This window comes from Sulfitobacter sp. 1A10359, assembly GCF_043558145.1.
Classification (GTDB): Bacteria; Pseudomonadota; Alphaproteobacteria; order Rhodobacterales; family Rhodobacteraceae; genus Sulfitobacter; species Sulfitobacter faviae.
Genome location: NZ_JBIFGB010000002.1, coordinates 230,526 through 255,517 on the forward strand (window position 1 = coordinate 230,526; position 24,992 = coordinate 255,517).

23 protein-coding genes are annotated in these 24,992 nt (G+C 63.2%); 6 read left to right on the forward strand and 17 right to left on the reverse strand.

Annotated elements, in window-relative coordinates:
- Window positions 1-25: 25 nt before the first annotated feature.
- The 7 genes from ACGYK2_RS05445 to ACGYK2_RS05475 all read right to left on the reverse strand — a co-directional run bounded on the left by ACGYK2_RS05445 (window position 26) and on the right by ACGYK2_RS05475 (window position 5,238).
- On the reverse strand, window positions 26-325 hold the full coding sequence (locus ACGYK2_RS05445; protein WP_271687726.1) for a hypothetical protein: 300 nt from the start codon (window positions 323-325) through the stop codon (window positions 26-28).
- Complete coding sequence (locus tag ACGYK2_RS05450) at window positions 322-588, reverse strand: DUF2484 family protein (RefSeq protein WP_067263246.1); 267 nt, start codon at window positions 586-588, stop codon at window positions 322-324. The genes ACGYK2_RS05445 and ACGYK2_RS05450 overlap by 4 nt, the downstream gene beginning before the upstream one ends.
- A complete protein-coding gene (locus tag ACGYK2_RS05455) occupies window positions 585-836 on the reverse strand; it encodes a DUF2484 family protein (protein WP_067263245.1) in 252 nt (83 codons plus the stop codon). Before ACGYK2_RS05455 ends, ACGYK2_RS05450 begins: the two co-directional genes overlap by 4 nt.
- Window positions 833-2,251, reverse strand: a complete 1,419-nt coding sequence (gene murC, locus ACGYK2_RS05460) for a UDP-N-acetylmuramate--L-alanine ligase (protein ID WP_276154299.1) — start codon at window positions 2,249-2,251, stop codon at window positions 833-835. Before murC ends, ACGYK2_RS05455 begins: the two co-directional genes overlap by 4 nt.
- Window positions 2,248-3,372, reverse strand: a complete 1,125-nt coding sequence (locus ACGYK2_RS05465; protein WP_271687732.1) for a UDP-N-acetylglucosamine--N-acetylmuramyl-(pentapeptide) pyrophosphoryl-undecaprenol N-acetylglucosamine transferase — start codon at window positions 3,370-3,372, stop codon at window positions 2,248-2,250. Before ACGYK2_RS05465 ends, murC begins: the two co-directional genes overlap by 4 nt.
- A complete protein-coding gene (gene ftsW, locus ACGYK2_RS05470) occupies window positions 3,372-4,538 on the reverse strand; it encodes a putative lipid II flippase FtsW (RefSeq protein ID WP_067261784.1) in 1,167 nt (388 codons plus the stop codon). Before ftsW ends, ACGYK2_RS05465 begins: the two co-directional genes overlap by 1 nt.
- Window positions 4,539-4,710: 172 nt before the next feature.
- Window positions 4,711-5,238 carry a peroxiredoxin-like family protein gene (locus ACGYK2_RS05475; protein ID WP_271687734.1) on the reverse strand — a complete coding sequence of 176 codons (528 nt, stop codon included), beginning with the start codon at window positions 5,236-5,238 and terminating at the stop codon, window positions 4,711-4,713.
- A 111-nt stretch (window positions 5,239-5,349) separates the two neighbouring features.
- Here ACGYK2_RS05475 and ACGYK2_RS05480 point away from each other — a divergent pair, with 111 nt between their 5' ends.
- Window positions 5,350-6,525 (forward strand): NAD(P)/FAD-dependent oxidoreductase, encoded by a 1,176-nt coding sequence (locus ACGYK2_RS05480; protein WP_271687736.1) that lies wholly within the window; start codon window positions 5,350-5,352, stop codon window positions 6,523-6,525.
- Window positions 6,526-6,533: 8 nt separating this feature from the next.
- Here ACGYK2_RS05480 and murD read toward each other — a convergent pair whose 3' ends face one another.
- Window positions 6,534-7,934 carry a UDP-N-acetylmuramoyl-L-alanine--D-glutamate ligase gene (murD, locus tag ACGYK2_RS05485; RefSeq protein WP_271687738.1) on the reverse strand — a complete coding sequence of 467 codons (1,401 nt, stop codon included), beginning with the start codon at window positions 7,932-7,934 and terminating at the stop codon, window positions 6,534-6,536.
- 74 nt (window positions 7,935-8,008) lie between these two features.
- Here murD and ACGYK2_RS05490 point away from each other — a divergent pair, with 74 nt between their 5' ends.
- Entirely contained in the window at window positions 8,009-8,935 is a 927-nt protein-coding gene (locus ACGYK2_RS05490; RefSeq protein WP_271687739.1) for a glutaminase, read from the forward strand.
- 4 nt (window positions 8,936-8,939) lie between these two features.
- Here ACGYK2_RS05490 and mraY read toward each other — a convergent pair whose 3' ends face one another.
- Genes mraY through mraZ form a run of 7 tightly spaced genes read right to left on the reverse strand, consistent with a single transcriptional unit; the run spans window position 8,940 to window position 16,627 of the window.
- Entirely contained in the window at window positions 8,940-10,022 is a 1,083-nt protein-coding gene (gene mraY / locus ACGYK2_RS05495) for a phospho-N-acetylmuramoyl-pentapeptide-transferase (RefSeq protein ID WP_168611989.1), read from the reverse strand.
- 39 nt (window positions 10,023-10,061) lie between these two features.
- Window positions 10,062-11,495: a UDP-N-acetylmuramoyl-tripeptide--D-alanyl-D-alanine ligase gene (gene murF / locus ACGYK2_RS05500; protein ID WP_271687740.1), complete on the reverse strand. Its 1,434-nt coding sequence runs from the start codon at window positions 11,493-11,495 to the stop codon at window positions 10,062-10,064.
- Entirely contained in the window at window positions 11,492-12,973 is a 1,482-nt protein-coding gene (locus tag ACGYK2_RS05505; protein WP_271687741.1) for a UDP-N-acetylmuramoyl-L-alanyl-D-glutamate--2,6-diaminopimelate ligase, read from the reverse strand. Before ACGYK2_RS05505 ends, murF begins: the two co-directional genes overlap by 4 nt.
- A 12-nt stretch (window positions 12,974-12,985) precedes the next feature.
- Window positions 12,986-14,773, reverse strand: a complete 1,788-nt coding sequence (locus ACGYK2_RS05510; protein ID WP_271687742.1) for a penicillin-binding protein 2 — start codon at window positions 14,771-14,773, stop codon at window positions 12,986-12,988.
- Complete coding sequence (locus ACGYK2_RS05515; RefSeq protein WP_168611985.1) at window positions 14,770-15,144, reverse strand: cell division protein FtsL; 375 nt, start codon at window positions 15,142-15,144, stop codon at window positions 14,770-14,772. Before ACGYK2_RS05515 ends, ACGYK2_RS05510 begins: the two co-directional genes overlap by 4 nt.
- A 3-nt stretch (window positions 15,145-15,147) precedes the next feature.
- Window positions 15,148-16,131, reverse strand: a complete 984-nt coding sequence (gene rsmH, locus ACGYK2_RS05520; protein ID WP_271687743.1) for a 16S rRNA (cytosine(1402)-N(4))-methyltransferase RsmH — start codon at window positions 16,129-16,131, stop codon at window positions 15,148-15,150.
- A 4-nt stretch (window positions 16,132-16,135) separates the two neighbouring features.
- Window positions 16,136-16,627 carry a division/cell wall cluster transcriptional repressor MraZ gene (mraZ, locus tag ACGYK2_RS05525; RefSeq protein ID WP_082851962.1) on the reverse strand — a complete coding sequence of 164 codons (492 nt, stop codon included), beginning with the start codon at window positions 16,625-16,627 and terminating at the stop codon, window positions 16,136-16,138.
- A gap of 777 nt (window positions 16,628-17,404) precedes the next feature.
- Between mraZ and ACGYK2_RS05530 the strand changes: the two genes are divergently transcribed.
- Window positions 17,405-18,172 carry a hypothetical protein gene (locus ACGYK2_RS05530; protein WP_271687744.1) on the forward strand — a complete coding sequence of 256 codons (768 nt, stop codon included), beginning with the start codon at window positions 17,405-17,407 and terminating at the stop codon, window positions 18,170-18,172.
- An 18-nt stretch (window positions 18,173-18,190) separates the two neighbouring features.
- Here ACGYK2_RS05530 and ACGYK2_RS05535 read toward each other — a convergent pair whose 3' ends face one another.
- Window positions 18,191-19,255 (reverse strand): Mrp/NBP35 family ATP-binding protein, encoded by a 1,065-nt coding sequence (locus tag ACGYK2_RS05535; RefSeq protein ID WP_271687746.1) that lies wholly within the window; start codon window positions 19,253-19,255, stop codon window positions 18,191-18,193.
- A gap of 601 nt (window positions 19,256-19,856) precedes the next feature.
- On the opposite strand from ACGYK2_RS05535, the gene ACGYK2_RS05540 reads away from it, so the two are divergent.
- Window positions 19,857-20,069: a DUF1127 domain-containing protein gene (locus ACGYK2_RS05540; protein WP_271687748.1), complete on the forward strand. Its 213-nt coding sequence runs from the start codon at window positions 19,857-19,859 to the stop codon at window positions 20,067-20,069.
- Window positions 20,070-20,306: 237 nt separating this feature from the next.
- Here the strand turns inward: ACGYK2_RS05540 and ACGYK2_RS05545 are convergent, their stop codons facing one another.
- A complete protein-coding gene (locus ACGYK2_RS05545; protein WP_394374260.1) occupies window positions 20,307-22,724 on the reverse strand; it encodes an ATP-dependent helicase in 2,418 nt (805 codons plus the stop codon).
- A 194-nt stretch (window positions 22,725-22,918) separates the two neighbouring features.
- Here ACGYK2_RS05545 and ACGYK2_RS05550 point away from each other — a divergent pair, with 194 nt between their 5' ends.
- Window positions 22,919-23,692: a hypothetical protein gene (locus tag ACGYK2_RS05550; RefSeq protein WP_271687750.1), complete on the forward strand. Its 774-nt coding sequence runs from the start codon at window positions 22,919-22,921 to the stop codon at window positions 23,690-23,692.
- A gap of 96 nt (window positions 23,693-23,788) precedes the next feature.
- Window positions 23,789-24,937 (forward strand): alpha-hydroxy acid oxidase, encoded by a 1,149-nt coding sequence (locus ACGYK2_RS05555; RefSeq protein ID WP_271687751.1) that lies wholly within the window; start codon window positions 23,789-23,791, stop codon window positions 24,935-24,937.
- The last annotated feature ends 55 nt before the right edge of the window (window positions 24,938-24,992 follow it).

Here is a 24,992-nt window from a genome sequence, read left to right on the forward strand (position 1 = left end):
CGCATTTATAAGGCAGGGCAAACCATCAAGAAGACGGCGGATCGACACGGCTCTCGCGCCAGCGTTTCGCCACCCGTCCGGCGAGCCAGCCCAGACCGAAACCGCCCACGGCATAGAACAGGACGGAAAGCTGCGCCAAAAGCGCATGGGGCTCGAACACCCGTGCGTTCAGCCCGAAGACCATCCATGTGGCATTCAGCGCAAGACCGATCGCCAGCACGAGAAAGAACCACAGCACACGGGCGCGAAAACCGGTCCAGATACAGGCGATCATCCAGACGGCAAAGACCGACAGCAGCGCCACAAGGGTTGGCGTCAGGGTCATTCCGCCGGGCCTTTGACCCGGCCTGCCCCGCGGCGCAGCCAGCGCACGAAATAGACCACGGGCCAGCGCAGCACCGAACAGCCCCCCGCCAGCACCAATAGGCCCAGCCACGGGCCGTGCTGCGCAGTGACGAAACCGACGATCGGTATGCCCACGGCGATCAGCAGATAGGCGCTGCGCCAATGGGAATCCTTGCTGGGCGTCATGGCAAGGATGTTCGCGATCACGAACCAGAAACAGGCGAGGATGAGAGAGAGGCTCATTTCGGCAGCTCCGGCTTTTGGCCCCGCAGCCGCGCCCAGAGATAGCGCAGCGGGTTGCGGAACATCGACAGGAACGCCAGCAGCGCCAAAAGCGCATAGGCCCAAGACTGGGTCACACCGATGGCGATGATCAGCAAGGGCGCGGCAATCAGCAGAACCACCCCCGGCAGGTATTGAGAGCGCAGCGGCAGCATGGCCACGGTCACGGCGGCGAAGACCCAGAGGATCGACAGCCAGACGAGGGTCACGCAGCCGCCCCCTTGGCCGCGCGCAGCGCCTCGGGCAGGTCATTGGCCCAGCCGCTGATCGTACCCGCCCCAAGGCAGACCACCATATCGCCCGGGCGCGCCTCGCGCAGGACGAGCTGCGTCAGCGCCTCGGCATCCTCGACCGCATAGGCATGGCGATGGCCGTGCTGGATCAATCCTGCGACCAGCCCGTCACGGTCGGCACCGGGAATGGGCTCTTCGCCCGCGGCATAGACATCGGCAATGCCCACGACATCGGCATCGTTGAAACAGGCGCAGAACTCGTCAAAGTGATGCGACAGTCGAGAGTAACGGTGCGGCTGGTGAACGGCGATCACGCGGCCCGCGCTGGCCTGCCGCGCGGCTTTCAGCACGGCGGCGATCTCAACCGGGTGGTGGCCGTAGTCATCAATGATGGTCACGCCGTCCACCTCGCCCACGCGGGTAAAGCGGCGGTTCACCCCGCCAAAGCTGCCCAAAGCGTCGCGGATTTGCTCAAGCTTCATCCCAAGGTGCCGCGCCACGGTCACCGCCGCCAGCGCGTTCGATACGTTGTGATCGCCGGGCATCGGCAGGGCGCAGTTTTCGATCACCTTGTCTTCGGACTGAAGATGCACGTCGAAATGCGCCACCCCGTCTTTGTAATGCAGCCCCACGGCGCGCACATCGGCCTGCGCGTTGAACCCATAGGTCATCACGCGGCGGTCAGTGAGCTTGCCCACAAGCGACTGCACCTCCGGGTGATCGGTGCAACAGACCGCCAGCCCGTAAAAGGGGATGTTCGAGACGAAGTTCAAGAACCCCTGCCGCAGCGTGTCGAAGTCGCCCCAATGCTCCATATGCTCGGGGTCGATATTGGTGACGATGGCGATGGTGGCGGGCAAGCGGTTGAAACTGCCGTCGCTTTCATCCGCCTCAACCACCATCCAGTCGCCCTGCCCCATGCGCGCGTTGGAGCCGTAAGCGTGGATGATGCCGCCGTTGACGACGGTGGGGTCAATGCCGCCCGCGACCAGCAGTTCTGCGACCAGCGTGGTGGTCGTCGTCTTGCCATGGGTCCCCGCCACCGCGATGTTGGACTTGAGCCGCATCAGCTCGGCCAGCATCTCGGCCCGGCGGACGACGGGCAAGCCACGGCGACGGGCCTCGTCTAACTCAGCATTGCCCGGCTTGATCGCCGAGGAGATCACGACCACAGCCGCGCCTTCGATATTCTCAGCCGCCTGCCCCTCGAAGATGCGCCCACCCAATTCGGCCAGCCGCACGGTGATCTTGGTGGTTTTGAGGTCCGACCCCTGCACCTTGTAGCCGTGGTTCAAAAGCACTTCGGCGATGCCGGACATGCCGATGCCGCCGATGCCGACGAAATGGATCGGGCCAACATCGGTCGGCAGTTTGGTGGCGGCGGCGTTCATTGCGGGTGTTCCTCTTCTGCGGGGGTGAGCGTGCCTTGGGCGGCAAGCTGCTCAACCATATCGGCCAATGTCTCGGCCGCGTCGGGTTTGCCGACCGAAAGCGCGGCGCGCGCCATCTGCATCGCCCCTTCGGGCATCTCAAGCACGGCGAGGATCTGGTCGGTCATGATATCTGGATTGGCTTTGCGTTCGGGCACCATGATCGCTGCCCCGGCCTCAACCAAGCCGCGGGCATTGGCGCTTTGGTGATCCCCCGCCGCGGCGGCAAAGGGGATCAGGATCGACGGACGCCCGATCACCGATAGGTCGGCCACGCTGGAGGCCCCGGAGCGGCTGATCACCAGCTGCGCCTCGGACATGCGGCGGGGCACATCGTCAAAGAAGGGGCGCACATCGGCGCTGATGCCGGATTCGGCGTAGTAGTCCGCCACCCGCTGGCCGTCTTCGTCGCGGGCCTGATGGCTGACACGGATGTTGCGGATCATGTTCATCGGCAGGGCTGCAAGCGCCGGGGGCACCACGTCCGAAAGGATGCGCGCGCCTTGGCTGCCGCCCATGACCAAAACCTCCATTGGGTAGTCACCCGGCGGGATATAGGCGGCACCGGCGCGGTCCAGCACGGCGGCGCGAACCGGATTGCCCACATGCCAGCCCTGCACGCCCTCGGGCAGTTTCGTGGGCCAGATGCCACAGGCCACGGCGTGGACCCGTTTGGCAAAAATCTCATTCACGCGGCCCAGAATGCCGTTCTGCTCATGGATCATCCGCGGCATGCGCAACGCCCAAGCGGCGCCGAGTGCGGGGATCGACGGGTAGCCCCCAAAACCCACCACAGCCGAAGGCCGGTCGCGCAGCATGTTGAGGCCCGAGCGGACCACACCGGCGGCGATGCGGAAGGGCACCAGCGCCTTGGCCACCACCCCGCCCCGGGCAAAGGTGGCGCTGCTGATCTGGGTGATCTCGACCGCTTCGGGAAAGCCGCCGGTATAGCGCGCGCCGCGCGCATCGGTGCTGAGCTTCACCCGCCAGCCGCGCTTCAACATCACCTCGGCCAAGGCCTGCGCAGGAAACATATGCCCACCGGTCCCCCCGGCGGCGATGATCAACAGTGGGGCGGCCATCAGCGGCGGCCCCGGCCCAGAATATCGCTGATCTCACCCTGCGGGCGGGTCCGGGTAAAGGCCAACAACATGCCCACGGCGATGCCGCTGGCGATCACCGAAGAGCCGCCGTAGCTCACGAAAGGTAGGGTCATGCCCTTGGCAGGCAAAAGCCGCACTGCCACACCCATGTTGATCATTGCCTGTACTCCGAATGTGCAGGCCAGCCCGGTTCCAGCCAGCCGGATGAAGGGGTCACGCTCGCGCACCAGACGCAGCAGCGACCGGACGACCACGACAGTATATAGGGCGATAATGCAGACGACCATGATCAGGCCATATTCCTCGGCGGCGACGGCGATGATGAAGTCGGTATGCGCATCGGGCAGCGACCATTTTACCTCACCCTCGCCGACGCCAACGCCGAAAAGCCCGCCCTCGCGGATGGCATTGGTGGCATAGCCAAGCTGGGTGGTCGGATCGACATCGACGCTGAGAAAACCGTCGATGCGCCGCGCGAAGTGTTCGGAATTGGAATAGGCGAATGTGCCCGCCAGAACCACCAGCCCCGCCATGCCGACCAGCAGCACCATCGGCGCACCGGCGACGAAATACATCACGCCCCAGCCGAACAGCACGAGGCAAGCCTGCCCGAAGTCGGGCTGCATCGCCAGCATCAGCACGATGGAGATACACAGCGCGAAGGACCAAGATTTGCCCGGAGGGCCATTAATCTCGGTCGCAGCAGCCATCATCCATGCGGCGGCGACCATGAAACCGGGTTTCAGGAATTCGGAAGGCTGGAACGAGGCGAAGCCCAGCGAATACCAGCGCGTCGCCCCCTTGCCGAAATCGGTGCCGAAGAAAGGCAGCAACGCCAACGCCACAAAGGCCACCACAAAGCCCAGCACGGCCAGACGCCGCACCAGCACCGGGGACATCATCGAAGTCAGCAGCATCGCGATCAGCGCCAATCCGCCGAAGAACGCCTGCCGCTGCACATAGTGGAAAGCATCAAAGCCGTTTTTCGCAGCCAAGGGCGGGGATGCGGCCAGCCCCAAAAGCATGCCGACGGCAAAAAGGATCAACACGCAGGACAAAGCCCAACGGTCGACCGTGCGCCACCATTTTGGAAGGATCGGTTCACCATCCCGCACCGGGACCGCGCCATAGACCATCTCTGTCATGGGTATCTGCCTTAACTGCCTCAACGGCCCCTTTGCGGGGTCTCATCCGGGCAGAATAGCCCGAATTGTCATATGAAGCTAGTGCATTTCACCCCGCTAAGGCGGGCGGGGTCAGCGGGGCTTTGCCAAGCCCCGCTGACGGGCGATCAGCTCGCCCCTTCAACGCGCGCGATCAGGCGGCCTTATGGGTGCCGCGCACCGGGTAGCCCTTGTCGCGGACGAATTTGAGGCCGTTCAGCAGACCTTCCAACTCAGGCCGCGCGAAGGGCGCGTTGGAAATGTCGATGATCTGCACCTTGCCTTTGTCGTTGATGACAAAGGTCGCAGGTTCGGCGAAGGGCCGGTCGGTCTCCTGCGGGCTGCGCGGGTCAGAAATGTAGAGCCCCAGGTCCGCCATCTGGTCGAGGCTCAGATCATAGCCGATGGGCAGGGTCAGGCTGTCTTCCTCGGCCATGGCCTTGGCCTTCTCTTCGGGGTCGCCGGAAACGGCGATCACATCGACGCCGATCTCATGGAACTGGCTTTGCAGCTTTTCCAATTGCGCGAGGTATTTCTTGCAAATCGGGCAGTGCAGGCCGCGGTAGACCACCACCAACTGCCAATCGCGCCCCTCTTGTGGCTGGCCCAAGGTCAGCGTGCCGCCGCCGAGCTTGCTCACGTCCATCTTCGGAAAATCCTGTTCTGCGGTCAGTTTGGTCATTCTCTGCTCCTTTCGTCAGTTGCGTTGCACCCCAGCTATGGCGCCTTGGCAAAGCGGCAACCGGTCTCACGTCTTCTTGACCGGGGCGGCACATTGAGGCAGAGCGCGCCCATGCAAGTCGATACAGCCATTATCGGAGCCGGTGCCGCGGGCATGATGTGCGCTGCCCATGCGGGCGGGCGGGTGCTGGTGGTGGACCATGCCAAAGCCGCGGGCGAGAAAATCCGCATCTCTGGCGGCGGGCGCTGCAATTTCACCAATATGTATTGCGAGCCGCAGGCGTTTCTGAGCCAGAACCCGCATTTCGCCAAATCCGCTTTGGCCCGCTATACGCAGTGGGATTTCATTGAGTTGGTCGACCGTCACGGCATCGCGTGGCATGAGAAAACCCTAGGCCAGCTTTTCTGCGACACCAGCGCGAAAGAGATCATCGCCATGCTGCGCGGGTTGATGCAGCAGGCCGGGGTCGATCTGCAACTGAAGAGCAGTGCCAGCAATTTCACGAAGGTCGATGGGCAGTTCAGCTTCGACCTGCAAACGCCTGATAAGTCGGTGAAAGTCACGGCCCGAAACCTCGTGATCGCCACCGGGGGCAAGTCGATCCCCAAGATGGGCGCGACCGGGGTCGCCTATGACATCGCGCGCCAATTTGGGCTGAGCGTCACCGATACGCGGGCCGGGCTGGTGCCCTTTACCTTTGCTGAAGGCCGCTTCGCGCCGCTGGCCGGTGTGGCCACCCCGGCGCGTATCACCGCCGGAGAGGCCGCGTTTGACGAGGCACTGCTCTTCACCCATCGCGGCCTCTCTGGCCCCGCCGTCTTGCAGGCGTCCTCCTACTGGCGCGAAGGCGAGGCAATCACCGTGAACCTTGCCCCCGAAGGCACCCTGCTGGACGCGCTCCGCGACCAGCGGCAACGCGCGGGGCGGCGGAACTTCACCACCGTGCTCGCCCAACATCTGCCCGCGCGGCTGGTGGAACATCTGGGGCAGACGTTCGACCTGTCGGGCAATCTGGCGGATTGGTCCGACGCACGGCTTTCCGCATTCATTACAGGCATCGAGAACTGGCAGCTTCACCCCGGCGGGACCGAAGGGTATCGCACGGCAGAGGTCACACTGGGCGGGGTCGATACCGACGGGCTATCTTCCAAGACCCTGGCGGCGAAAGGGGTGCCGGGGCTCTATTTTATCGGCGAGGCCGTGGATGTGACCGGTTGGCTCGGCGGCTATAACTTTCAGTGGGCGTGGTCTTCGGGCATGGCCGCCGCGCGGGCGATTGCGGGCTAGGCACCGCCCTACTCCGCCAGCACCTTCTGCACCTGCGCCACGAAATCCTCACCGCGGCGCTCGAAACTGTCGTATTGATCGAAACTCGCCGCCGCCGGGGCCAGCAGGACCACATCGCCCTCTTCGGCCTCTGCCGCCGCCCGCGCCACGGCCTGTTCCATCGTGCCGCAGACTTCGGTCTCTGCGGTGAGTTGCATGGCGAAATGCGCGGCTTCGCGCCCGATCACATAGGCTTTGCGGACCGATCCTTGCGCCTCTGCCAACCCTTTCAGACCGCCCTCTTTCTCAAGCCCGCCGCAGATCCAGCGGATGTTCTTGAACGCCGCCAGCGCCTTGGCCGCACTGTCGACATTGGTGGCCTTGCTGTCATTGACGTAGCGGACGCCATGCGCCTCGGCCACGGTCTGGCTGCGGTGCGGCAGGCCACCGAAACTGTGAAACGCCGCCTCGATCACCCGCGGGGCAAGGCCAAGCGCGCGGCAGGCGGCATAGGCGGCGCAGGCGTTCTGGTGGTTATGCGCGCCCGGCAGCCCTTGGATGCCGCGCAGGTCGATCGCGCCGACCTGCTTGCCGCGCCGATATTCGCTCAAGAACCCTTTGCGGGCAAAGACATGCCAGCCGGGGCCGGAAAGCTTGGTCTCGGCGCTGATGCGGATCACACGGTCGTCGCTCGGCCCCTCGCTGAGTTGCCCGGCAAGGAAGCGGCCCTCGGCCTCATCCACGCCGATCACCGCGCGGTCCGGGCCACCTTCGGCAAAGAGGCGACGCTTCGCGGCATAGTAGCCCCCCATGCCCGCATGGCGGTCCAGATGGTCGGGGCTGAGATTGGTGAAGACCGCCACATCGGGTGTCAGCGCGCGCGCCAGTTCGGTCTGGTAGCTGCTAAGCTCCAGCACCACGACCTCCCCATCCACGGCGGGGTCGAGGTCCAGCACCCCGCGCCCGATGTTGCCCGCCAATTGGCAAGGCCGCCCGACATGCTCAAGGATATGATGGATCAGCGCCGAAGTCGTCGATTTCCCGTTCGAGCCGGTCACCGCCACCACACGCGGGGCCACGTCGTAATGATCCCATGCCAGCGTGGCGAAGCTTTGGAAGAAAAGGCCGATGTCATTGTCCACCGGCACCCCTGCGGCAAGCGCCGATGCCACCACCGGGTTCGGCGCGGGGTAGAGATGTGGGATGCCGGGGCTGACAATCAGCCGGGCGATCTTGTCCAAGGCACCGGGGGCGTTCAGATCAACACAGGCGAAGCCTTCCCGCTCGGCCCGTGCTCGTGCGGCGGGGTTGTCGTCCCAGCAGCTGACCTTGGCCCCGCCCGCTTGCAACGCGCGCGCCGCACTCAGGCCCGAGCGGCCCAATCCCAGCACCGCCACGCGTGTGCCTTCCAAGCCCTGTACTGGAATCATCTGCAATCCCCTGCTACCCGTTGACCCCAGAATGGGGGCATGATGCGCCCATCACAAGCCAGAGGCCGCCGAAGATGTCCAGCCCCGCCAAACCTGACCTTGACGATGTGTTGCCGCGCCTCAATGCCATGATGCGCGAGGATGACCGCTGGGGTGACGTGGCGGCCTATATTCCGCAACTGGCCAAGGTGGACCCGGCGCAATTCGGCATCGCCGTGGTGACGGCGGATGGCAAATGTCATGTGGCGGGCGACACGCAGGTGCCCTTTTCGGTCCAGTCCATCACCAAAGTCTTTACGCTGGCCATTGCGCTTGGCCGCTCGGGCGACCAACTGTGGCACCGCGTCGGGCGCGAGCCTTCGGGGCGGGCCTTCAACTCCATCGTGCAGTTGGAGCAGGAACAGGGCCGCCCGCGCAATCCCTTCATCAACGCAGGTGCGATCGTCACCACGGATGAAGTCTTGGGCAACCGCGAGCCGCGCGAGGCGCTGGCCGAGATCCTGCGTTTCGTGCGCGAAGCGGCGGGGACCGACGACATCCACATCAATGACACCGTCGCCGCGTCAGAGACCGATTTTGGCCACCGCAATTTTGCACTGGCGCATTTTCTGGCGAGCTACGGGAACCTCATCAACGCGCCGGAACGGACGCTTGGCACCTATTTCCACCATTGCGCGATGGAGATGACGGTGGAGCAACTGGCCATGGCAGGCCGTTTCTTGATCGAAGCGCCGGACGTGCCGCGCTTGGTGGCCCCCAGCCGCATCCGACGGCTCAACGCGCTGATGCTGACCTGCGGGCATTACGATGGCTCAGGCGATTTCGCCTATCGCGTTGGCCTGCCGGGGAAGTCAGGTGTGGGCGGCGGTATTCTGGCGATCGTGCCGGGGCGCGCCAGCATCGCGGTCTGGTCACCGGGGTTGAACCGCTATGGCAACAGCCAAAAGGGCACCGAAGCACTGGCCCTTTTGGCGCGTCACATGGATTGGTCGATTTTCTAAGGGCTTAGCGCACCTTCAGCGTCGCCAGACCCAGCAGGGCGAGGATCAGTGAGATGATCCAGAAACGGATCACGATCTGCGGTTCGGCCCAGCCCTTTTTCTCGTAATGGTGGTGGATCGGCGCCATCAGGAAGACCCGTTTGCCGGTGCGTTTGAAGTAGAGCACTTGCACAATCACCGAAAGCGCCTCAACCACGAAGAGCCCGCCAACGACCGCCAGCACCAGCTCGTGCTTGGTGGCCACAGCGATGGCGCCCAAGGCCCCGCCAAGCGCCAGCGAGCCGGTGTCGCCCATGAAGACGGCGGCGGGCGGCGCGTTGTACCACAGGAACCCGAGGCCCCCGCCAAAGAGACCGGCGGTGAAGATCAGGATCTCGCCCGTGCCCGGAACGTAATGCACGTCAAGATAATCGGTGAAATCAACCCGTCCCACGGCATAGGCGATGACGCCAAGCGCTCCGGCGGCGATCATCACCGGCATGATGGCCAGACCATCAAGCCCGTCGGTCAGGTTTACCGCATTGGCGGAGCCGACGATCACGATGATGGCGAACGGCACGAAGAGCACGCCGAGGTTGATCAGCGTGTCTTTGAACACCGGCAGCGCCAGCTGGTACTGCAACTCTGCCGGATGGTATTGCGCGGCCCAATAGCCCGCGATACCCGCGATCAGAAAACCTAGCAAAAGCCGCAGCTTACCCGGCACGCCATCGGTGTTTTGCTTGCTGACCTTGGCGTGGTCGTCGGCATAGCCGATGGCGGCGAAACTCATGGTGACGAAAAGCACCAGCCAGACAAAGGGATTGTCGAGCCGCGCCCAAAGCAGGGTCGAGGTCAGCAAGGCCCCCACGATCAGCAGCCCGCCCATGGTGGGCGTGCCCGCCTTGGCGAAATGCCCCTCTGGCCCGTCATCGCGGATCGGCTGGCCCTTGCCCTGCCGCTTGCGCAGCACTTCGATCAGCGGTTTGCCGAAGATAAAGCCGAACACCAATGCCGTCAGAAACGCCCCGCCCGCGCGGAAGGTGATATAGCGAAACAGGTTAAAAAAATCGCCGCCATCCGACAGCAGCGTCAACCAATAGAGCATATATCGCGTCCTAACTCATCATGTGGGGTGAATCGCCGATCAGGCGGTCGGGACCGGATGGCCCATTTTGCGGATGGCGTCAACAATACCGCCCAGCTTCATCGAAAGCGACCCTTTGATCAGCACGACATCGCCGGAATCGAGCCTTGCGCGGAGTCCTTGCAACATCTCTTCGGCGGTTTCCGTCCAATCGCCGCGCTGATGTTCGGGTAGATTGTCGTAAAAGGCTTTCATCAACGGGCCGACGCAATGCACCACGTCAAGCGCGCGGGTGGCTTCGAGATCGGCGAGACCGGCGTGCAGCGCCACAGCCTCGGGGCCGAGTTCTTTCATATCGCCGACAAAGGCAATCCGCCGCCCCTTGCTGACGCGCCCAATGTCATGTGTCACTTCCGAGGCGGCCAGCACCTCAAGCGCGGCGGCCATGGAGGTCGGGTTGGCGTTATAGCTGTCGTCGATCAATTCCAGCGCCAGATAGGTGTCTACGGGGTCGAACTGGATACGCTCGCGCACCCCGCGCCCGGCATAGGGCGACCAGCGGCCCAGCGATTGTACGGCCAGCGCCCGATCCGCGCCAAGCGCCTCGGCCACTGCCAGTGCGCCAAGCGCGTTCATCGCGAAATGCCGCCCCGGCGTGGCGATCTTGAAGATCAGCGGTGCGCCTTCGACCTCGGCCTGTGCCACGGTGGCATCGCCCTGAACCTTGACCTCGCCCAGCTTGTAGTGATGCCCTGCCTGCCCAAAGGTCGTCTCGCGCAGGCCGCGCTCCAGCGCTTTGGCCAAGACGATATCGCTGTGCTCGTGGTCCGCGTTGATCACCGCCACGCCACCCGGCTCCATCCCGTCAAAGATGCTGGCTTTTTCAACCGCAATGGCGGCGACATCCTTAAAGGCTTCGAGGTGGACGGCGGCGACATTGGTCACCATCGCCGCATCGGGCCGCGCCTGTTTGGCGAGGGGGGCAATCTCGCCGGGGTGGTTCATGCCGATCTCGATCACCGCGTAATCGGTATCGCGCGGCATCCGCGCTAAGGTCAGCGGCACGCCCCAGTGGTTGTTATAGCTGTCGACGCTGGCATGGGCCCGGCCTTGATCGCCAAAGATCGCCAGCAGCATTTCCTTGGTCGAGGTCTTGCCGACGCTGCCTGTCACCGCCGCCACCTTTGCCTGTGGGCCGAGGCGGGCGCGCCCTGCCCGGCCAAGCGCTTCCAGCGCCTGTTGCACATCCTCAACGATCAGCAGCGGCGCATCAGTGGCCACGCCTTCTGGGATATGGGTCACGAGCGCGGCAGCGGCCCCTTTGCTGAGCGCTTGGGCCACAAATTCATGCCCGTCCCGCGCGGCCTTGAGTGCGACGAAGAGATCGCCGGGCTGCAAGGTCCGCGTGTCGATCGAGACACCGTTGCAAGCCCAATCGCCCTGCGCCTGCCCGCCCGTGGCCTCCGCCGCTTCGCTCGCTGTCCAAAGGCTCATGCCAATCTCCCGTCCAGTGCCGCCACGGCCACGCTGGCCTGTTCCACATCGTCGAAAGGCAGCACGTCGTCGCCCACGGTCTGCCCGGTCTCATGCCCCTTGCCCGCGATGAGCAGCGCGTCGCCCGGCTCCAGCGCGTCCACCCCACGCAGGATGGCTTCGGCCCGGTCGCCGACTTCCCAAGCCTCGGGTGCGCCGCCCAGCACGGCGGCACGGATGCTGGCCGGGTCTTCGCTGCGCGGGTTGTCGTCGGTGACGATGACCATATCCGCATGTTGCGCCGCCGCCTGCCCCATCAAGGGGCGCTTGGCCCGGTCCCTATCACCGCCCGCGCCGACGATGGCGACAAGCCGGCCCATGACATGCGGGCGCATGGCGGCGAGTGCGGTGGCCACTGCATCGGGCGTATGGGCGTAATCGACGAAAACCGCAGCGCCATTGTCGCGGGTGGCGGCAAGCTGCATCCGGCCCCGGACGGTGGTGAGATGCGGCAGCGTGTCAAAAACCTCCTGCGGGTCGGCGCCGCAGGCGATGACCAGCCCTGCGGCCAGCAAGACGTTATCGCCCTGAAAACCGCCGATCAGGTTGAGCCGCTTTTGATAGGTCTTGCCGCGCCAGCTAAAGCGCAGGTCTTGGCCCGTCGCATCGAACCGCTGGCCTTGCAGATGCAGATCGCCCCCGTCGCGGCCCACGGTGATCACCTCACAGCCCCGCGCGCGGGCGATGGCCGCGATGTCGACGCCTTTTTCATCGTCGATATTGACCACAGCCGTGCCATCTTCAGGCAGGACACGGGCGAAAAGCGCGGCTTTGGCGGCGAAATAGGCCTCGAATGTCTCGTGATAGTCCAGATGGTCTTGGGTGAAGTTGGTAAAGCCCGCCGCCTTGAGCGTCACCCCATCCAGCCGCCGCTGGTCGAGCCCATGGCTGGACGCTTCCATCGCGGCATGGGTGATCCCATTCGCCGCCGCCTCGGCCAGCGTGCGGTGCAGGGTGATCGGCTCGGGCGTAGTATGGGTCAAGGGGGCGGCCCATGCGCCTTCGACCCCGGTGGTGCCAAGGTTCACGGCAGGCAATCCCATCTCAACCCAAATCTGGCGCACGAAGGTCGAGACCGAGGTTTTCCCATTGGTGCCCGTGACCGCGATCATCGTGGCGGGCTGGCCGCCGAACCAAAGCGCCGCCGTGCGCGTCAGCGCCTCACGCGGGAGGTCGGAGACCACCAGCGCGGCATCCGAGCCTGCCAGTTCCTCGGCGGCGAGTTTGGCGCCCGCCGCATCGGTCAGCACCGCCGCCGCGCCCATGCGCAGGGCGTATTGAATGAACTCGGCCCCATGCACACGGCTGCCGGGCAGAGCCGCAAAGAGCGTGCCCTCGCGCACCTCACGGCTGTCGACCGCGATGCCGGTGATCATAGGGTTGGCCCCCGCCCGCGCGGTCAGCCCGAGAGAGGAAAGCGGTACGGCCCGGTCGGTCATAGAAATGTCTTTTCAGTTGCTGCTGGTCAGCGTTAGCACAGCGTCGCTCACCGGTTCAACAGCGGGGCGCAGCCCCAGCAAAGGCGCGATGCGGCGCACCATCTCGGCGGCCACGGGCACGGCGGTCCACCCCGCCGTGCGGCGCGGTTTCGGGCCCGAGGTCTCGACCGGTTCGTCCAGCGTGACGATCAGCACATATTTCGGATCGTTGATCGGAAAGATGCTGGCGAAAGTGTTGATCACCTTGTCGTCGTAATAGCCGCCCGTGGGCTTGGGCTTGTCAGCGGTGCCGGTCTTGCCCGCGATTTGATAGCCCGGCACCTCGGCAAAGCTGGCCGTGCCATCGGTCACCACCTTGCGCAGCATCATCCGGGCCTGCGCGGCGGTCTCTTCGGACATGACGCGGGGGCCGAGTTGGGGGGCGGATTGCTTCAGCAGCGTGGGCTTTACCGCCCGCCCGCCATTGGCGATGGCGGCATAGCCCGCGGCAAGGTGCATCGGCGTGCTCGACAGCCCGTGGCCGTAGGAGATCGTCACGCTGGACAATTCAGTCCAACGGCTCGGCAAGAGCGGCTTGCCGCCCGAGGCTTCGACGATCTCAAAGGGGGTCGGCTCGAAGAAACCGAGGCTTTTGAGGAACTCTTGCTGCCGTTCGATACCGATTTCCAGCGCCATCCGGCCCGTGCCCCGGTTCGAGGAATGCACGATGATGTCGGCGACGCTCAGCTTGCCGTAGTTCTTGTTCCGGAACTCACCGATGCGGAAGCCACCAACCTTCATCGGGCCGGAGGTGTCGATGATCGTGTCGGCGTTGAACAGCCCCAGTTCCACCGCCTGTGCAGCGGCGAAAATCTTGAAGGTGGAGCCCAGTTCATAGACCCCCTGCACCGCGCGGTTGAACAGCGGGCTGTCGGAGGCATCGCCTTGGGTCAAGGGCCGGGGCCGGTTGTTGGGGTCGAAATCCGGCAGCGAGGCGACCGAGATCACCTCGCCCGTGTGCACATCCATCAGAATGCTGGTGGCCCCTTTGGCGTTCATCAGCTTCATGCCGCCATAAAGCACCCGCTCCGCCGCGGCCTGCACGGTGAGGTCGAGCGACAGCTCTAGAGGTTTGTTGCCATTGGCCGGGTCGCGCAGATAATCGTCGAAATACTTCTCGGCCCCCGCCACGCCGATCACCTCGGCGGCATGGACGCCTTCCTTGCCATAACTCGCTCCGCCCAGCACATGGGCTGCAAGCGAGCCGTTGGGGTAAAGACGCATGTCGCGCGGCGCGAACAAAAGCCCCGGATCGCCGATATCATGCACGGCCTGCATCTGTTCGGGGCTGATTTTCTTCTTGATCCACAGGAACTTGCGCTTGCCTGTGAAATCCTTAATCAGGCGCTCTTCTTTCAGATCGGGAAAAATTTTGACCAGCTTTTTCGCGGCCATCTCCGGGTCGATCATGTGGCGCGGCTGCGCATAGAGCGCGTGGGTCTCGAAATTGGTGGCCAGAAGGTTGCCGTTCCGGTCCGTGATATCGGCACGCGAGGCCGAGATCACGGCCCCCGGCGCATGGCCGCGCGGCTCAGACGGTTCCGACATCGCCAGCAGCCCCATGCGTCCGCCAATCACGGTAAAGGCACAAAGAAAACAAACCCCCAGCACCAGAAGCCGCCCCTCGGCGCGCATCCGCGCCTTGTCGCGCATCTGCTCGTGGCGGATGCGCTTGTTCTCACGTTCGATCGCATCGGGGTTTTCCCCCTTCTCGCGGGCCTCGAGGATGCGGGCCAGCGGGCGCAGCGGGGTGCGGATCATTCAACCTTCTCCTCGGAAAGACCGTTCAGCGCCTCGTAATTCATCGTCGAGACATCCACAGGATCGGTGATCGGCAGCATGGGCTGGGGCGGATAGGCGACTTGATCGACCTGACCAAACTGGCCGGGATGCAGCGGCAACAGGCCCAGACGGTCAAAGTTCAGATCCGCCAGATCGCGCAGCCGGTCCGGGCGGTTCTGAAAGGCCCATTCGGCGCGCAGGACGGCCAGACGGGCATGGGCCGCGCGGATATTGGCATGCAGCCTGTCGGCATCGCTCAGCGCCTGCTGGGTCGCGTAATTCTCGCGGTAGGCCCAGAAGGCCAATCCAACCACGGCAATGGTGGTGAGGATATACATCACCGTGCGCATCACTCAGATCCCCCTGACCATCGGCATGCCGATGGTTTTCGCGTCAATCTCACCACTGGGCGCATCGGTGCGCGTGGCGACCCGCAGCTTGGCCGACCGGCTGCGCGGGTTCTCTTCCAATTCCTGCGCGTCAGGGCCAATCGCCTTGCGGGATTTCAGGGTGAACTGCGGCGGCGCTTGCTCAAGCGCGGGGGCGAAACGGTTGGCATTGCCCCCGGCCCCGGCACGCGCGGTGAGGAAGCGTTTGACCATGCGGTCCTCGACCGAATGGAAGGTTACCACGGCCAGCTTCCCGCCCGGCTTCAACGCCCGCTCGGCGGCCATAAGACCCTGAAAGAGTTCGCCATATTCATTGTTCACCGCAATCCGAAGCGCTTGGAAACTGCGGGTTGCCGGATGGCTCTGACCGGGCTTAGCGCGCGGCAGGCAGCCTTCGACCAGCTTTGCCAATTCCAACGTGGTGGTGATCGGCGCTTCTTCCCGGGCACGGACAATCGCCTTGGCGATCCGGCGCGAGGCGCGCTCTTCACCGTATTGAAAGAGGATATTGGCGATTACCTCTTCCTCGGCCTCGTTGACCAGATTGGCAGCCGAGGGGCCATCTTGGCTCATCCGCATGTCGAGCGGGCCATCTTTCATGAAGGAAAAGCCACGCTCCGCCTGATCGAGCTGCATGGAGGAAACGCCGAGGTCCAGCACCACACCATCGAGGTCTTGGGCATATTCATCCATGCGCGAGAAGACGCCCTGCTGCATGGTGATCCGATCGCCATAGTCACCGGCCCATGCCGCCGCCATCTCAAAGGCCAGTGGATCGCGGTCGACGGCCACCACACGCGCGGCACCGGCCTCAAGCAAGCCACGGGTGTAGCCGCCCGCGCCAAAGGTGCCATCCAGCCAAACCCCCTCCACGGGCGCCACGGCAGATAGGATCGGGCGCAGCAGAACGGGGGTGTGAGGGGCGGAAGGGTCAGAGGCAGCAACCATTCCCTCAGATCTCCATATCACCATCAAGGAACGAGAGCGGATCGACATCGTCGGGCAGTTCTTGCTGCCACGCCTCTTCCTCGGTCTCGTAGGTTTCGGGCTTCCAGATTTGGAAGGTGTCACCGGCGGCGATAAAGAACGCCTCGCCGTTGAGTTCAATCTTGTTGCGCAGCTTGGCGGGCAGCACCAAACGGCCTGTCTCATCTACCGTCGTGGGGAAAGACTGACCATGGAACAGACGCTGAAGCGCCTTGCGCTGCATGGAGCCACGCGGCATGCGGTCGATCTTGGCGTCAACCTCTTCGATGGCTTCCATGGTATAGCATTCAAGGTAGTTCCGGCGGTGGTCGCCATAGACGATGACCAGTTCGGGATTGTCGCCGTTCTTCCAGTTCGGGTCGCCAGCCTCCAACACACGCCGAAAAGAGGCTGGGATAGACACCCGCCCCTTCGTATCGACCTTGTGGTGGCTTTCGCCTCTGAACCTGCGGCTCACTTGTTGTCCCTGCCTCTTGCGCCTTTGCGCTTAAACTCGTTGTCCGCCTCAATCCCCTGCCCCGGAAATGGAAACGGCGGGTTGATCTGCTGCCACTGATCAACCCGCCGCCCACGTCCCGCAGCTTGGCGGGGGAAGTCCGACTGCGCGCGCCACCTGGGGGGATGTCTGCTCGCTCGCGCGCCGGATCTCTTTGGTCTGATGAAAGCGAGGTGCCTGTATGAAACCTGCTAGGTTTTGATTTATTTTGGGGTCGTTTGCTGCCCCGTGTCCCGTTCTCATCCGATGCATTAGGGATGCCATGGGAATTGATGGGCGTCTAGATATTTTTTGGATTTCCGCCCAATATTTTGTTTTGCACAGGCTGTGAGAACAACATCTGGTATAACTTTTCGGGCGCAGCGTGGCTTAATTTGGGATCGCTTAAGCCTGAAACACTATATCTTGTTAACGAATTGCGACCTGCACAATATCCCACAGTTTCCCACTAAAATTTGCTCACATAGTTATCCACAGGACGTGTTCGTTGCCTGTTCCGCAGAATGCGTCCAGGGCGTTCGAATTGCACGCCAATTCCCGTGGCTGCGAATCGGGCAAGCCCCCCAATGGCGCAAGGGGCGCCCATGATTTCCCAGACGTCCCATGCATTCCCGCGACTTTTCCCATGGCCTCCCAGCGGCCCATGCCTTCCCAGCCGCATAGCCCCTCCTGACAGCGGTATCTTGTCCTTTCGGCCCACGCACGGCATGTAATGGCGCGAAACGGAGGGAGTGCTTCATGATCCAAGCCACGGCTCTATTTACCCACGCGCTGAACATGCTTTTTCACGCGCCCTCAACCACGCTGCGGGTGATCCTGCCTGCCGTGCTTTGGGTGATGGGGGCCGCCGCTGCCGCGGGCCTGCTGGCGGGGGATGCGCTTGGGGCCATGGATCAGGTGATCGAGAACGCCGCCCCGCCGCCTGCGGGTCAACTTCTGATCCTGATCGCCTGCGGGCTGGCGGGCATCCTTGGCTATGCGCTGATGGCCATCCTCTGGCACCGCTATGTCTTGCTTGATCACGACGGGAGCGCCCTGCGCCCGGGCATGGGGCTGTTCTGGGCCTATGTCTGGCGGGCTATCGTTCTGGGCTTCGCGCAGTTTCTCGCGGCCATTCCCATCGGCCTTGCCATGCTACTCTTGGGCGGGCTGACCGGGTCGAGCCCGGCGGCACTGCTGTTGATCGGGCTGGTGGCGGGGGTGGCCTTCCTTTGGCTGGCGCTGCGGCTCAGCCTCGTGCTGCCCGCCGCCGCTCTGGGCCACGTCATGTCGGTCCGCGACAGCTGGCGCGCGACCGAGCCTTTGGCCGGCACGCTTTGGGCGCTGGCCGTATTGCTGGCGGTGGTGAATACGTTGCTCGGCGTGATCGCCAGCATGTTGCTGCCCGCCGACCCCGGCCTGCGGCTGATGCTGGATTCCCTGCTCTACCTTATAGAGGGGCTGGTTTTCGTCTCGATGCTGACCACACTTTACGGCCACCTGATCGAAGGGCGCGAGCTGGGTTAACCGCCCGCGCCGCCCTCCTCAGGCCATGCCACCCTCGATCAAGCCCTTCGCGAGCCGGGCATAGGCATCGGCCATCGGCCCCTCGCCCGTGGCGACCGGCGTGCCGCTGTCCCCGGCCAAACGGGTATCGAGATCAATCGGCAGACTGCCCAAAAGCGGCACGCCCATCTTCTCGGCCTCCGCCGCCACACCGCCTTGGCCAAAGATCTCATGCTGAGAGCCACAATCGGGGCAGACGAATGTCGACATATTCTCGATCAGTCCCAGCACCGGGGTTTTTAATGTGGCGAACATGTCGAGCGCCTTGCGCGCGTCGATCAAGGCCACGTCTTGCGGAGTGCTGACCACGATGGCGCCCGAAAGCTCGGACTTGGTACAGAGCGTCAGTTGCACATCGCCGGTGCCGGGGGGCAGATCGACGAGCAGCACGTCAAGCTCACCCCATTCCACTTGCCCGAGCATCTGCTGCAGCGCGCCCATCAGCATTGGCCCACGCCAGACGACGGCCTTGCCCTCTTCCAACATGAAGCCGATCGACATCATGGTGACGCCATGGGCCTGCAAGGGAATGATCGTCTTGCCGTCGGGGCTGGCGGGGCGCTTGTTGACCCCCATCATGCGCGGCTGGCTGGGCCCATAGATATCGGCGTCGAGCAGCCCCACCTTGCGCCCGGCCCGCGCCAGCGCCACGGCAAGGTTGGAACTGACGGTGGATTTACCCACACCACCCTTGCCAGAGCCGATGGCGAGGATGCGCTTCACGCCGCTGGGTTTCATCGGCCCCTCTTGCGGCTTGGGATGCCCACCGACCTTGAGACTGGGCGCTTTCGGTGCGGGGCCATGCGCGGTCAACGCGACCGACACATCACCCACCCCCGGCAGATCGCGCACCACCTGCTCTGCCGCGTCGCGCAACGGTGCCATCTGCCGCGCCACATCGGCATTGGGCGCTTCGATGACGAATCGCACCTTATCACCTTCGACCACCAGCGCGCGGACCAGATCATGGGACAGCAGGCTTTTGCCGTCGGGCAGTTGCACCCGCGCCAGCGCCGCTTCGACTTCTGCTTTGGTCACAGACATGCGCAAATTCTCCTCTATTACGGCTTCTGAAATGGCAGGTTCTGCGCCAAGCGCAAGGGGACGGCCCTTTTTGCATAGGAAAGAGGCGCAATGCCCAAGGATTACGCAGGGGTACCATGTTTTTGCCGCATAGCAGCATTGCAAAAAGAAATATTGTGCACGCGCAGCAATTAGCGCTAACTTGGGTTCATAGGCAGGGCCAAGCGCCCCGCTTTCGGAAAGACCAGACACATTCTTCCTCCTCCCGAATGTGTCTGATTTTACCAAGACTTGGATGCATCCACTCCTCCTCCCGGATGCAGGCAAGTTTGGAAAGACCAGACGCGTCCATCCTCCTCCCGGATGTGTCTGTTATTGGCGGCGACATCTACCTCCTCCCAGATGTTGTCGCCCCCTTTCCCCCCTCCCCATATATGACAGCTTTATGACCCTGCGCCCTTTTGCCGCGCGGGCAAAACCGTTTTTTATCAACAAGTTGCGCCACTCAGAACCTATGCGCTTTCTGCATAGCGGCATTGACTTTATGCCCGTTGTGCAAATGCAGAAAGGGCGTAAATAGCAGGCAACGAGATGATCCACAGATGAAAAAAGAGGCGCCGAAATGGCTTACATGAACACAACCACTGCAAACACAACTTCCGTCTTTGCCCGTATCGGCGGCGTATTCGAAGCACTGGCAACCCGCTACAAACAGCACCGTCTTTACCGTGAAACTTTCGACGGTCTGAGCGCGTTGAGCAACCGCGAACTGGCCGACCTTGGCCTGAGCCGTTCCGAACTGCGCCGCGTCGCGTGGGAATCTTCCCGCGGCTAAGCAGAGATAGAGATCGGACGTCAGAACCCCTCCCTGTTCTGCCGTCTGAAAGCCGGGGTGCGCGTCACTTTCCTCCTCCCTGAATGAGGCGGACCCCGCAAGGAGACCCGAAGCCGACCCTCCCTCGACGCTTCGGGCCGACATAGAAACGGCGGCACCTTCCTCCCAAGGTGTCGTCGTTTTTGTTTGTAAGGTCCTGTGCAGGCAGGCTTTTGGCAGCCCGCCACAGGGTGCAATTTAGAAGGGCACGTCTTTCCCGCCGGTCAAAAAACGTGAGACGACCTTTTTGGTCCCGGCCTTCTCAAAGGCGACTTCCATCTTGTCACCTTCGATGCCAATCACTTCGCCATAGCCGAATTTATCGTGGAAAACGCGCTCGCCCATCTCAAACGCGGCGACCGCCTGCATATCGATCGTGACATTGCGGCTTTCGCGCGGCTGGCTGGTGCCCCGCGCCCCGCTGCGTGATTGCAGGCGTTTCCAACCCGGTGAATTATAGACATTCGCGCTTGCGACACGGTCATGTAGGTCCGATTGCGGCATGGCCGCGCCAAAGCCACCGCCGTAAAGCCCCGGCGGAGTCAGCACATCCACATGTTCTTCGGGCAGCTCATCAATGAAACGCGACGGCATCGCATTCTGCCATTGGCCAAAGACCCGGCGATTGGCGGCGAAAGAGATGGTGCAAATCTGCTCCGCCCGGGTGATGCCGACATAGGCCAGCCGCCGCTCCTCTTCGAGCCCCTTCATCCCGCTTTCATCCATCGAACGCTGCGAGGGGAACAGCCCATCTTCCCAGCCTGGCAGGAAAACCATGGGGAATTCCAAGCCCTTGGCCGCGTGCAGCGTCATGATCGAGACCTTCTCGCCATCGCCTTCCTGCTCATTATCCATGATCAGGCTAACATGTTCGAGGAAGCCCTGCAGGTTCTCGAACCCCTCCAAGGCTTTGACGAGTTCCTTAAGGTTTTCCAGCCGCCCCGGCGCTTCGGGCGTTTTGTCATTCTGCCACATGCCGGTATAGCCGCTTTCGTCGAGAATCATCTCGGCCAGTTCGACATGAGACACTTCAGGCGGGCCGTAATCCACCCGCAGCGGTGCGGCACCATCATCGAGCACCGAGTCGTCCTCGCTGATCTCAATCCGAGGACCTTGCAGCATGGACGACCAACGGTCGATCCCGTCGATCAAAAGCCGCAGTTGCGCCGCCCCTTTGCCGCTGATCCCGCCATGGGCGAGAAGGATTCGCGCACCTTCGACAAGGTTCACCCCATGATCCCGCGCCGTGCGCTGGATTTTCTGCTGCGCCTTTTCGCCCAAACCCCGCTTGGGCGTGTTCACAATCCGCTCGAAAGCCAGATCATCATCGGGGCTGGTGACCACGCGGAAATAGGCCATGGCGTCGCGGATTTCCAAACGCTCATAGAATCGCGGGCCGCCAATCACCTTATAAGGCAGGCCGATGGTCAAAAACCGGTCCTCAAAGGCGCGCATCTGGTGGCTCGCCCGGACGAGAATCGCCATATCGTCAAGCGAGAAGGGGTCGAGCCCTCTTGTGCCGCGCTGCGCGGATTCAATCTCATCCCCGATCCAACGCGCCTCTTCCTCGCCATCCCAATGGCCGATCAGGCGGACCTTTTCGCCCTCGGTCTCTTCGGTCCAGAGCGTCTTGCCCAAGCGCCCCTCATTGCCCGCGATCACGCCCGAGGCGGCGGCGAGGATATGGGGGGTGGAGCGGTAATTCTGCTCAAGCTTGACCACATGGGCGCCGGGGAAATCCGTTTCAAACCGCAGGATGTTGCCCACTTCAGCCCCGCGCCAGCCATAGATCGACTGGTCGTCGTCGCCCACGCAGCAGATGTTCTTGTGCCCCTGTGCCAAGAGCCGCAGCCACAGGTATTGGGCCACGTTGGTATCCTGATATTCGTCAACGAGGATGTATTTGAACCAACGCTGATACTGCGCCAACACATCCGGGTGCGCCTGGAAAATCGTCACCATATTGAGCAGCAGATCGCCGAAATCGGTCGCGTTCAATTCGATCAGACGGCGTTGATATTGCGCGTAAATCTCCGGCCCGCGGTGGTTGTATGCCCCGGCATCCGCGCTCGGAATCTTGTCCGGGGTCAGCGCGCGGTTCTTCCAGCCGTCGATGATCCCCGCCAGCATCCGCGCGGGCCAGCGCTTGTCGTCAATCCCTTCGGCGGCGACCAATTGTTTGAGCAGGCGCAACTGGTCATCCGTATCGAGAATCGTGAAGTTGCTTTTCAGCCCCACCAATTCCGCATGCCGCCGCAGCAGTTTGACGCAAATCGCGTGAAAGGTGCCGAGCCATGGCATCCCCTCAACCTGCTGGCCCAGCATCTGGCCCACGCGGGTTTTCATTTCCCGCGCGGCCTTGTTGGTGAAGGTGACCGCCAGAACCTCATGCGGGCGCGCGCGCCCGGTGTTAAGCAGATGCACGATTCGCGCCGTCAACGCCCGCGTTTTGCCGGTGCCCGCCCCGGCGAGCATCAGCACGGGGCCATCCAACGTCTCGACCGCGGCCCGTTGGGCGGGGTTCAACCCCTCCAGATAAGGCTGCGGACGCGCGGCCATGGCGCGGGCGGACAGGGAGGCGCCCTCAAAGGCGTGCATTTCGTCAAAATCACTCATGCCCGCAATCTAGCGCGTCCGGGGTACGAGATAAAGAGACGTTCCTCAAATGTTCTTTCGAAAGATATTCAAGTCCCGATTTGGCGTCGCTGCGGGCAAAACCGGGTGAATTTAAAATGCGGGGGAAATCTTTACCCGTTGATAATGCTTTGGCGGCAATGTGCTGACACAACGATAAACGAGAGGAACCGCTCATGTTCAGAAACGATGATACTTCGGTACTGCGCCGAGAGATTGACCGGTTCAAACTGCCGATGTTCATTGCGGAATTGAACGCCGACAGCGGGCATTTCGAACTTTTGGCCCTCAACACCGCCCATGAGGCGCATAGCGGCATGGTGATGAGTGAGGTGATAAACCGCCCCCTGCACAGTTTCATGCCCCATGAAGAGGCTGAGGCGGTCAATGAACGCTATGCGCGCTGCGTCTCGAACGCGGGGCAAATCCGCTATCGCGAGATGCTGCATATGCCCCGCGGGCCGCTCATTTGGGACACCACGTTGCATCATGTGCAATCCTACCGCGGTCTTGACCGGGTGGTGGGCAGCGCCATCGTTGTGGAGCGGGTGCAGCGGGACAACCGCGATACCCTCGCTTTTGAAGATGTCCGCTATTTCGCGGCGACATCCTCGTTCAAACTCGAACAAATCTCGACGGTGCTGGATGCCGCCGAAAAAGGGCTGATCGATCCGGCGAAGCTTACCGGGTCGGCAGGGATGCTGGCCGGGCTCTGCCGCGCCATCGACAGCACCATGCAAGAGCTACGCTCCATCGCGCAGGAACGGCTGGATGCCGAGGCCAATCCGACCGTCCACCTGATCGACATGGAAGGCGCCGCCGCCAGCGAAGGTGACGAAATCGAAGCAGCCATCGCGGCGCTTGTGGATATGGCCGACAACCTACCGACACCGCCGGGCCGCAAGGTAAGCGAGGCCGCACCGCTCGCCCGGTCCATTTTCCGACAGTAACTGGTTGCGCCCCACCCGGACGGCAGCACCCTCACCCCGGCTCCGACGCAGCCACGCCATCTGGACAATCCGTAACCCTTTGGCGCAAATGCCGCCATGGACCTACATGCAACCTACCCCGCCCTTTCGGACCTTCGCAGCCGCGCGCAGTCGCGCCTGCCTAAATTCGTTTGGGAATACCTTGATTCCGCCACCGGGACGGAGGCCACCAAACACCGCAACCGCGCGGCCCTAGACCGCGTCGGGTTGATGCCCTCGGTGTTGCACGGCGAATTCACGCCTGACCTCAGCGTTAATCTGATGGGGCAAAAACTCCCCCTGCCCTTCGGCATGTCCCCCTTGGGCATGTCCGGCCTGATCTGGCCCGATGCCGAAGCCCATCTTGCCCGCGCGGCGGATCGCGCCGGCATTCCTTTTGGCCTTTCCACCGTGGCCGCGACCTGCCCGGAAGATGTAGCGCCCCATTTGGGCGCGCATGGTTGGTTCCAACTCTACCCCCCGCGCGACCCGGAAATTCGGACCGATATGCTGGCGCGGGCCAAGGCTGCGGGTTTCACGACTTTGGTCCTGACCGTCGACGTGCCGGTCGCCTCGCGCCGTGAGCGGCAGACCCGTTCGGGCCTGACCAGCCCGCCCAAATTGACCCCACGGCTGATGGCGCAGGTTGCGATGCGCCCGGCTTGGGCAATGGGCATGGCCCGCCGGGGTCTGCCGCATATGAAAATGCTCGACAAATACACCGACGGCACGGCCACCGCGAACCTGCCGCCCACCGCCCATGTGGGCTATCTGCTGCGCACCGCGCCCGATTGGGATTATCTGCATTGGCTGCGCGACCACTGGCAGGGTCCGCTGGTGATCAAAGGCGTGCTGCGCCCCGAAGACGCCACGAAAATGGAAAAGGCCGGGGCCGATGCGATCTGGGTCTCGAACCACGCGGGCCGTCAGTTCGACGCGGCCCCCGCCAGCGCCGAGGCGCTGCCCGCCATTCGTGCCGCCACGAAACTGCCGGTGATCTTTGACAGCGGCGTGGAATCGGGCCTTGATATCCTGCGTGCCTTCGCGCTCGGCGCGGATTTTATCATGCTGGGCCGGGCCTTCCACTTTGCCCTCGCCGCCCTTGGGCCGCGCGGGGTCGATCACCTGATTGATGTGCTTGCCCGCGACCTGACCGCCAATATGGGACAGCTGGGCGCGCAGAACCTGCGCGACCTCCCTCCCCCCTTTGATCTGTCGCCGCTCTGATCGGAAAGCTTGCAGAAATGTGACAAAGACGGCCACAGCCCTCTTGCGCTGCACC

What these genes read in the sequence shown, in the direction of transcription:
- ACGYK2_RS05445 (WP_271687726.1), bottom strand. Translation starts at nt 325, where the DNA reads ATGACCCTGACGCCAACCCTTGTGGCGCTGCTGTCGGTCTTTGCCGTC.
- ACGYK2_RS05450 (WP_067263246.1), bottom strand. Translation starts at nt 588, where the DNA reads ATGAGCCTCTCTCTCATCCTCGCCTGTTTCTGGTTCGTGATCGCGAAC.
- murC (WP_276154299.1), bottom strand. Translation starts at nt 2,251, where the DNA reads ATGAACGCCGCCGCCACCAAACTGCCGACCGATGTTGGCCCGATCCAT.
- ACGYK2_RS05465 (WP_271687732.1), bottom strand. Translation starts at nt 3,372, where the DNA reads ATGGCCGCCCCACTGTTGATCATCGCCGCCGGGGGGACCGGTGGGCAT.
- ftsW (WP_067261784.1), bottom strand. Translation starts at nt 4,538, where the DNA reads ATGACAGAGATGGTCTATGGCGCGGTCCCGGTGCGGGATGGTGAACCG.
- ACGYK2_RS05475 (WP_271687734.1), bottom strand. Translation starts at nt 5,238, where the DNA reads ATGACCAAACTGACCGCAGAACAGGATTTTCCGAAGATGGACGTGAGC.
- ACGYK2_RS05480 (WP_271687736.1), top strand. Translation starts at nt 5,350, where the DNA reads ATGCAAGTCGATACAGCCATTATCGGAGCCGGTGCCGCGGGCATGATG.
- murD (WP_271687738.1), bottom strand. Translation starts at nt 7,934, where the DNA reads ATGATTCCAGTACAGGGCTTGGAAGGCACACGCGTGGCGGTGCTGGGA.
- ACGYK2_RS05490 (WP_271687739.1), top strand. Translation starts at nt 8,009, where the DNA reads ATGTCCAGCCCCGCCAAACCTGACCTTGACGATGTGTTGCCGCGCCTC.
- mraY (WP_168611989.1), bottom strand. Translation starts at nt 10,022, where the DNA reads ATGCTCTATTGGTTGACGCTGCTGTCGGATGGCGGCGATTTTTTTAAC.
- murF (WP_271687740.1), bottom strand. Translation starts at nt 11,495, where the DNA reads ATGAGCCTTTGGACAGCGAGCGAAGCGGCGGAGGCCACGGGCGGGCAG.
- ACGYK2_RS05505 (WP_271687741.1), bottom strand. Translation starts at nt 12,973, where the DNA reads ATGACCGACCGGGCCGTACCGCTTTCCTCTCTCGGGCTGACCGCGCGG.
- ACGYK2_RS05510 (WP_271687742.1), bottom strand. Translation starts at nt 14,773, where the DNA reads ATGATCCGCACCCCGCTGCGCCCGCTGGCCCGCATCCTCGAGGCCCGC.
- ACGYK2_RS05515 (WP_168611985.1), bottom strand. Translation starts at nt 15,144, where the DNA reads ATGCGCACGGTGATGTATATCCTCACCACCATTGCCGTGGTTGGATTG.
- rsmH (WP_271687743.1), bottom strand. Translation starts at nt 16,131, where the DNA reads ATGGTTGCTGCCTCTGACCCTTCCGCCCCTCACACCCCCGTTCTGCTG.
- ACGYK2_RS05530 (WP_271687744.1), top strand. Translation starts at nt 17,405, where the DNA reads ATGATCCAAGCCACGGCTCTATTTACCCACGCGCTGAACATGCTTTTT.
- ACGYK2_RS05535 (WP_271687746.1), bottom strand. Translation starts at nt 19,255, where the DNA reads ATGTCTGTGACCAAAGCAGAAGTCGAAGCGGCGCTGGCGCGGGTGCAA.
- ACGYK2_RS05540 (WP_271687748.1), top strand. Translation starts at nt 19,857, where the DNA reads ATGGCTTACATGAACACAACCACTGCAAACACAACTTCCGTCTTTGCC.
- ACGYK2_RS05545 (WP_394374260.1), bottom strand. Translation starts at nt 22,724, where the DNA reads ATGAGTGATTTTGACGAAATGCACGCCTTTGAGGGCGCCTCCCTGTCC.
- ACGYK2_RS05550 (WP_271687750.1), top strand. Translation starts at nt 22,919, where the DNA reads ATGTTCAGAAACGATGATACTTCGGTACTGCGCCGAGAGATTGACCGG.
- ACGYK2_RS05555 (WP_271687751.1), top strand. Translation starts at nt 23,789, where the DNA reads ATGGACCTACATGCAACCTACCCCGCCCTTTCGGACCTTCGCAGCCGC.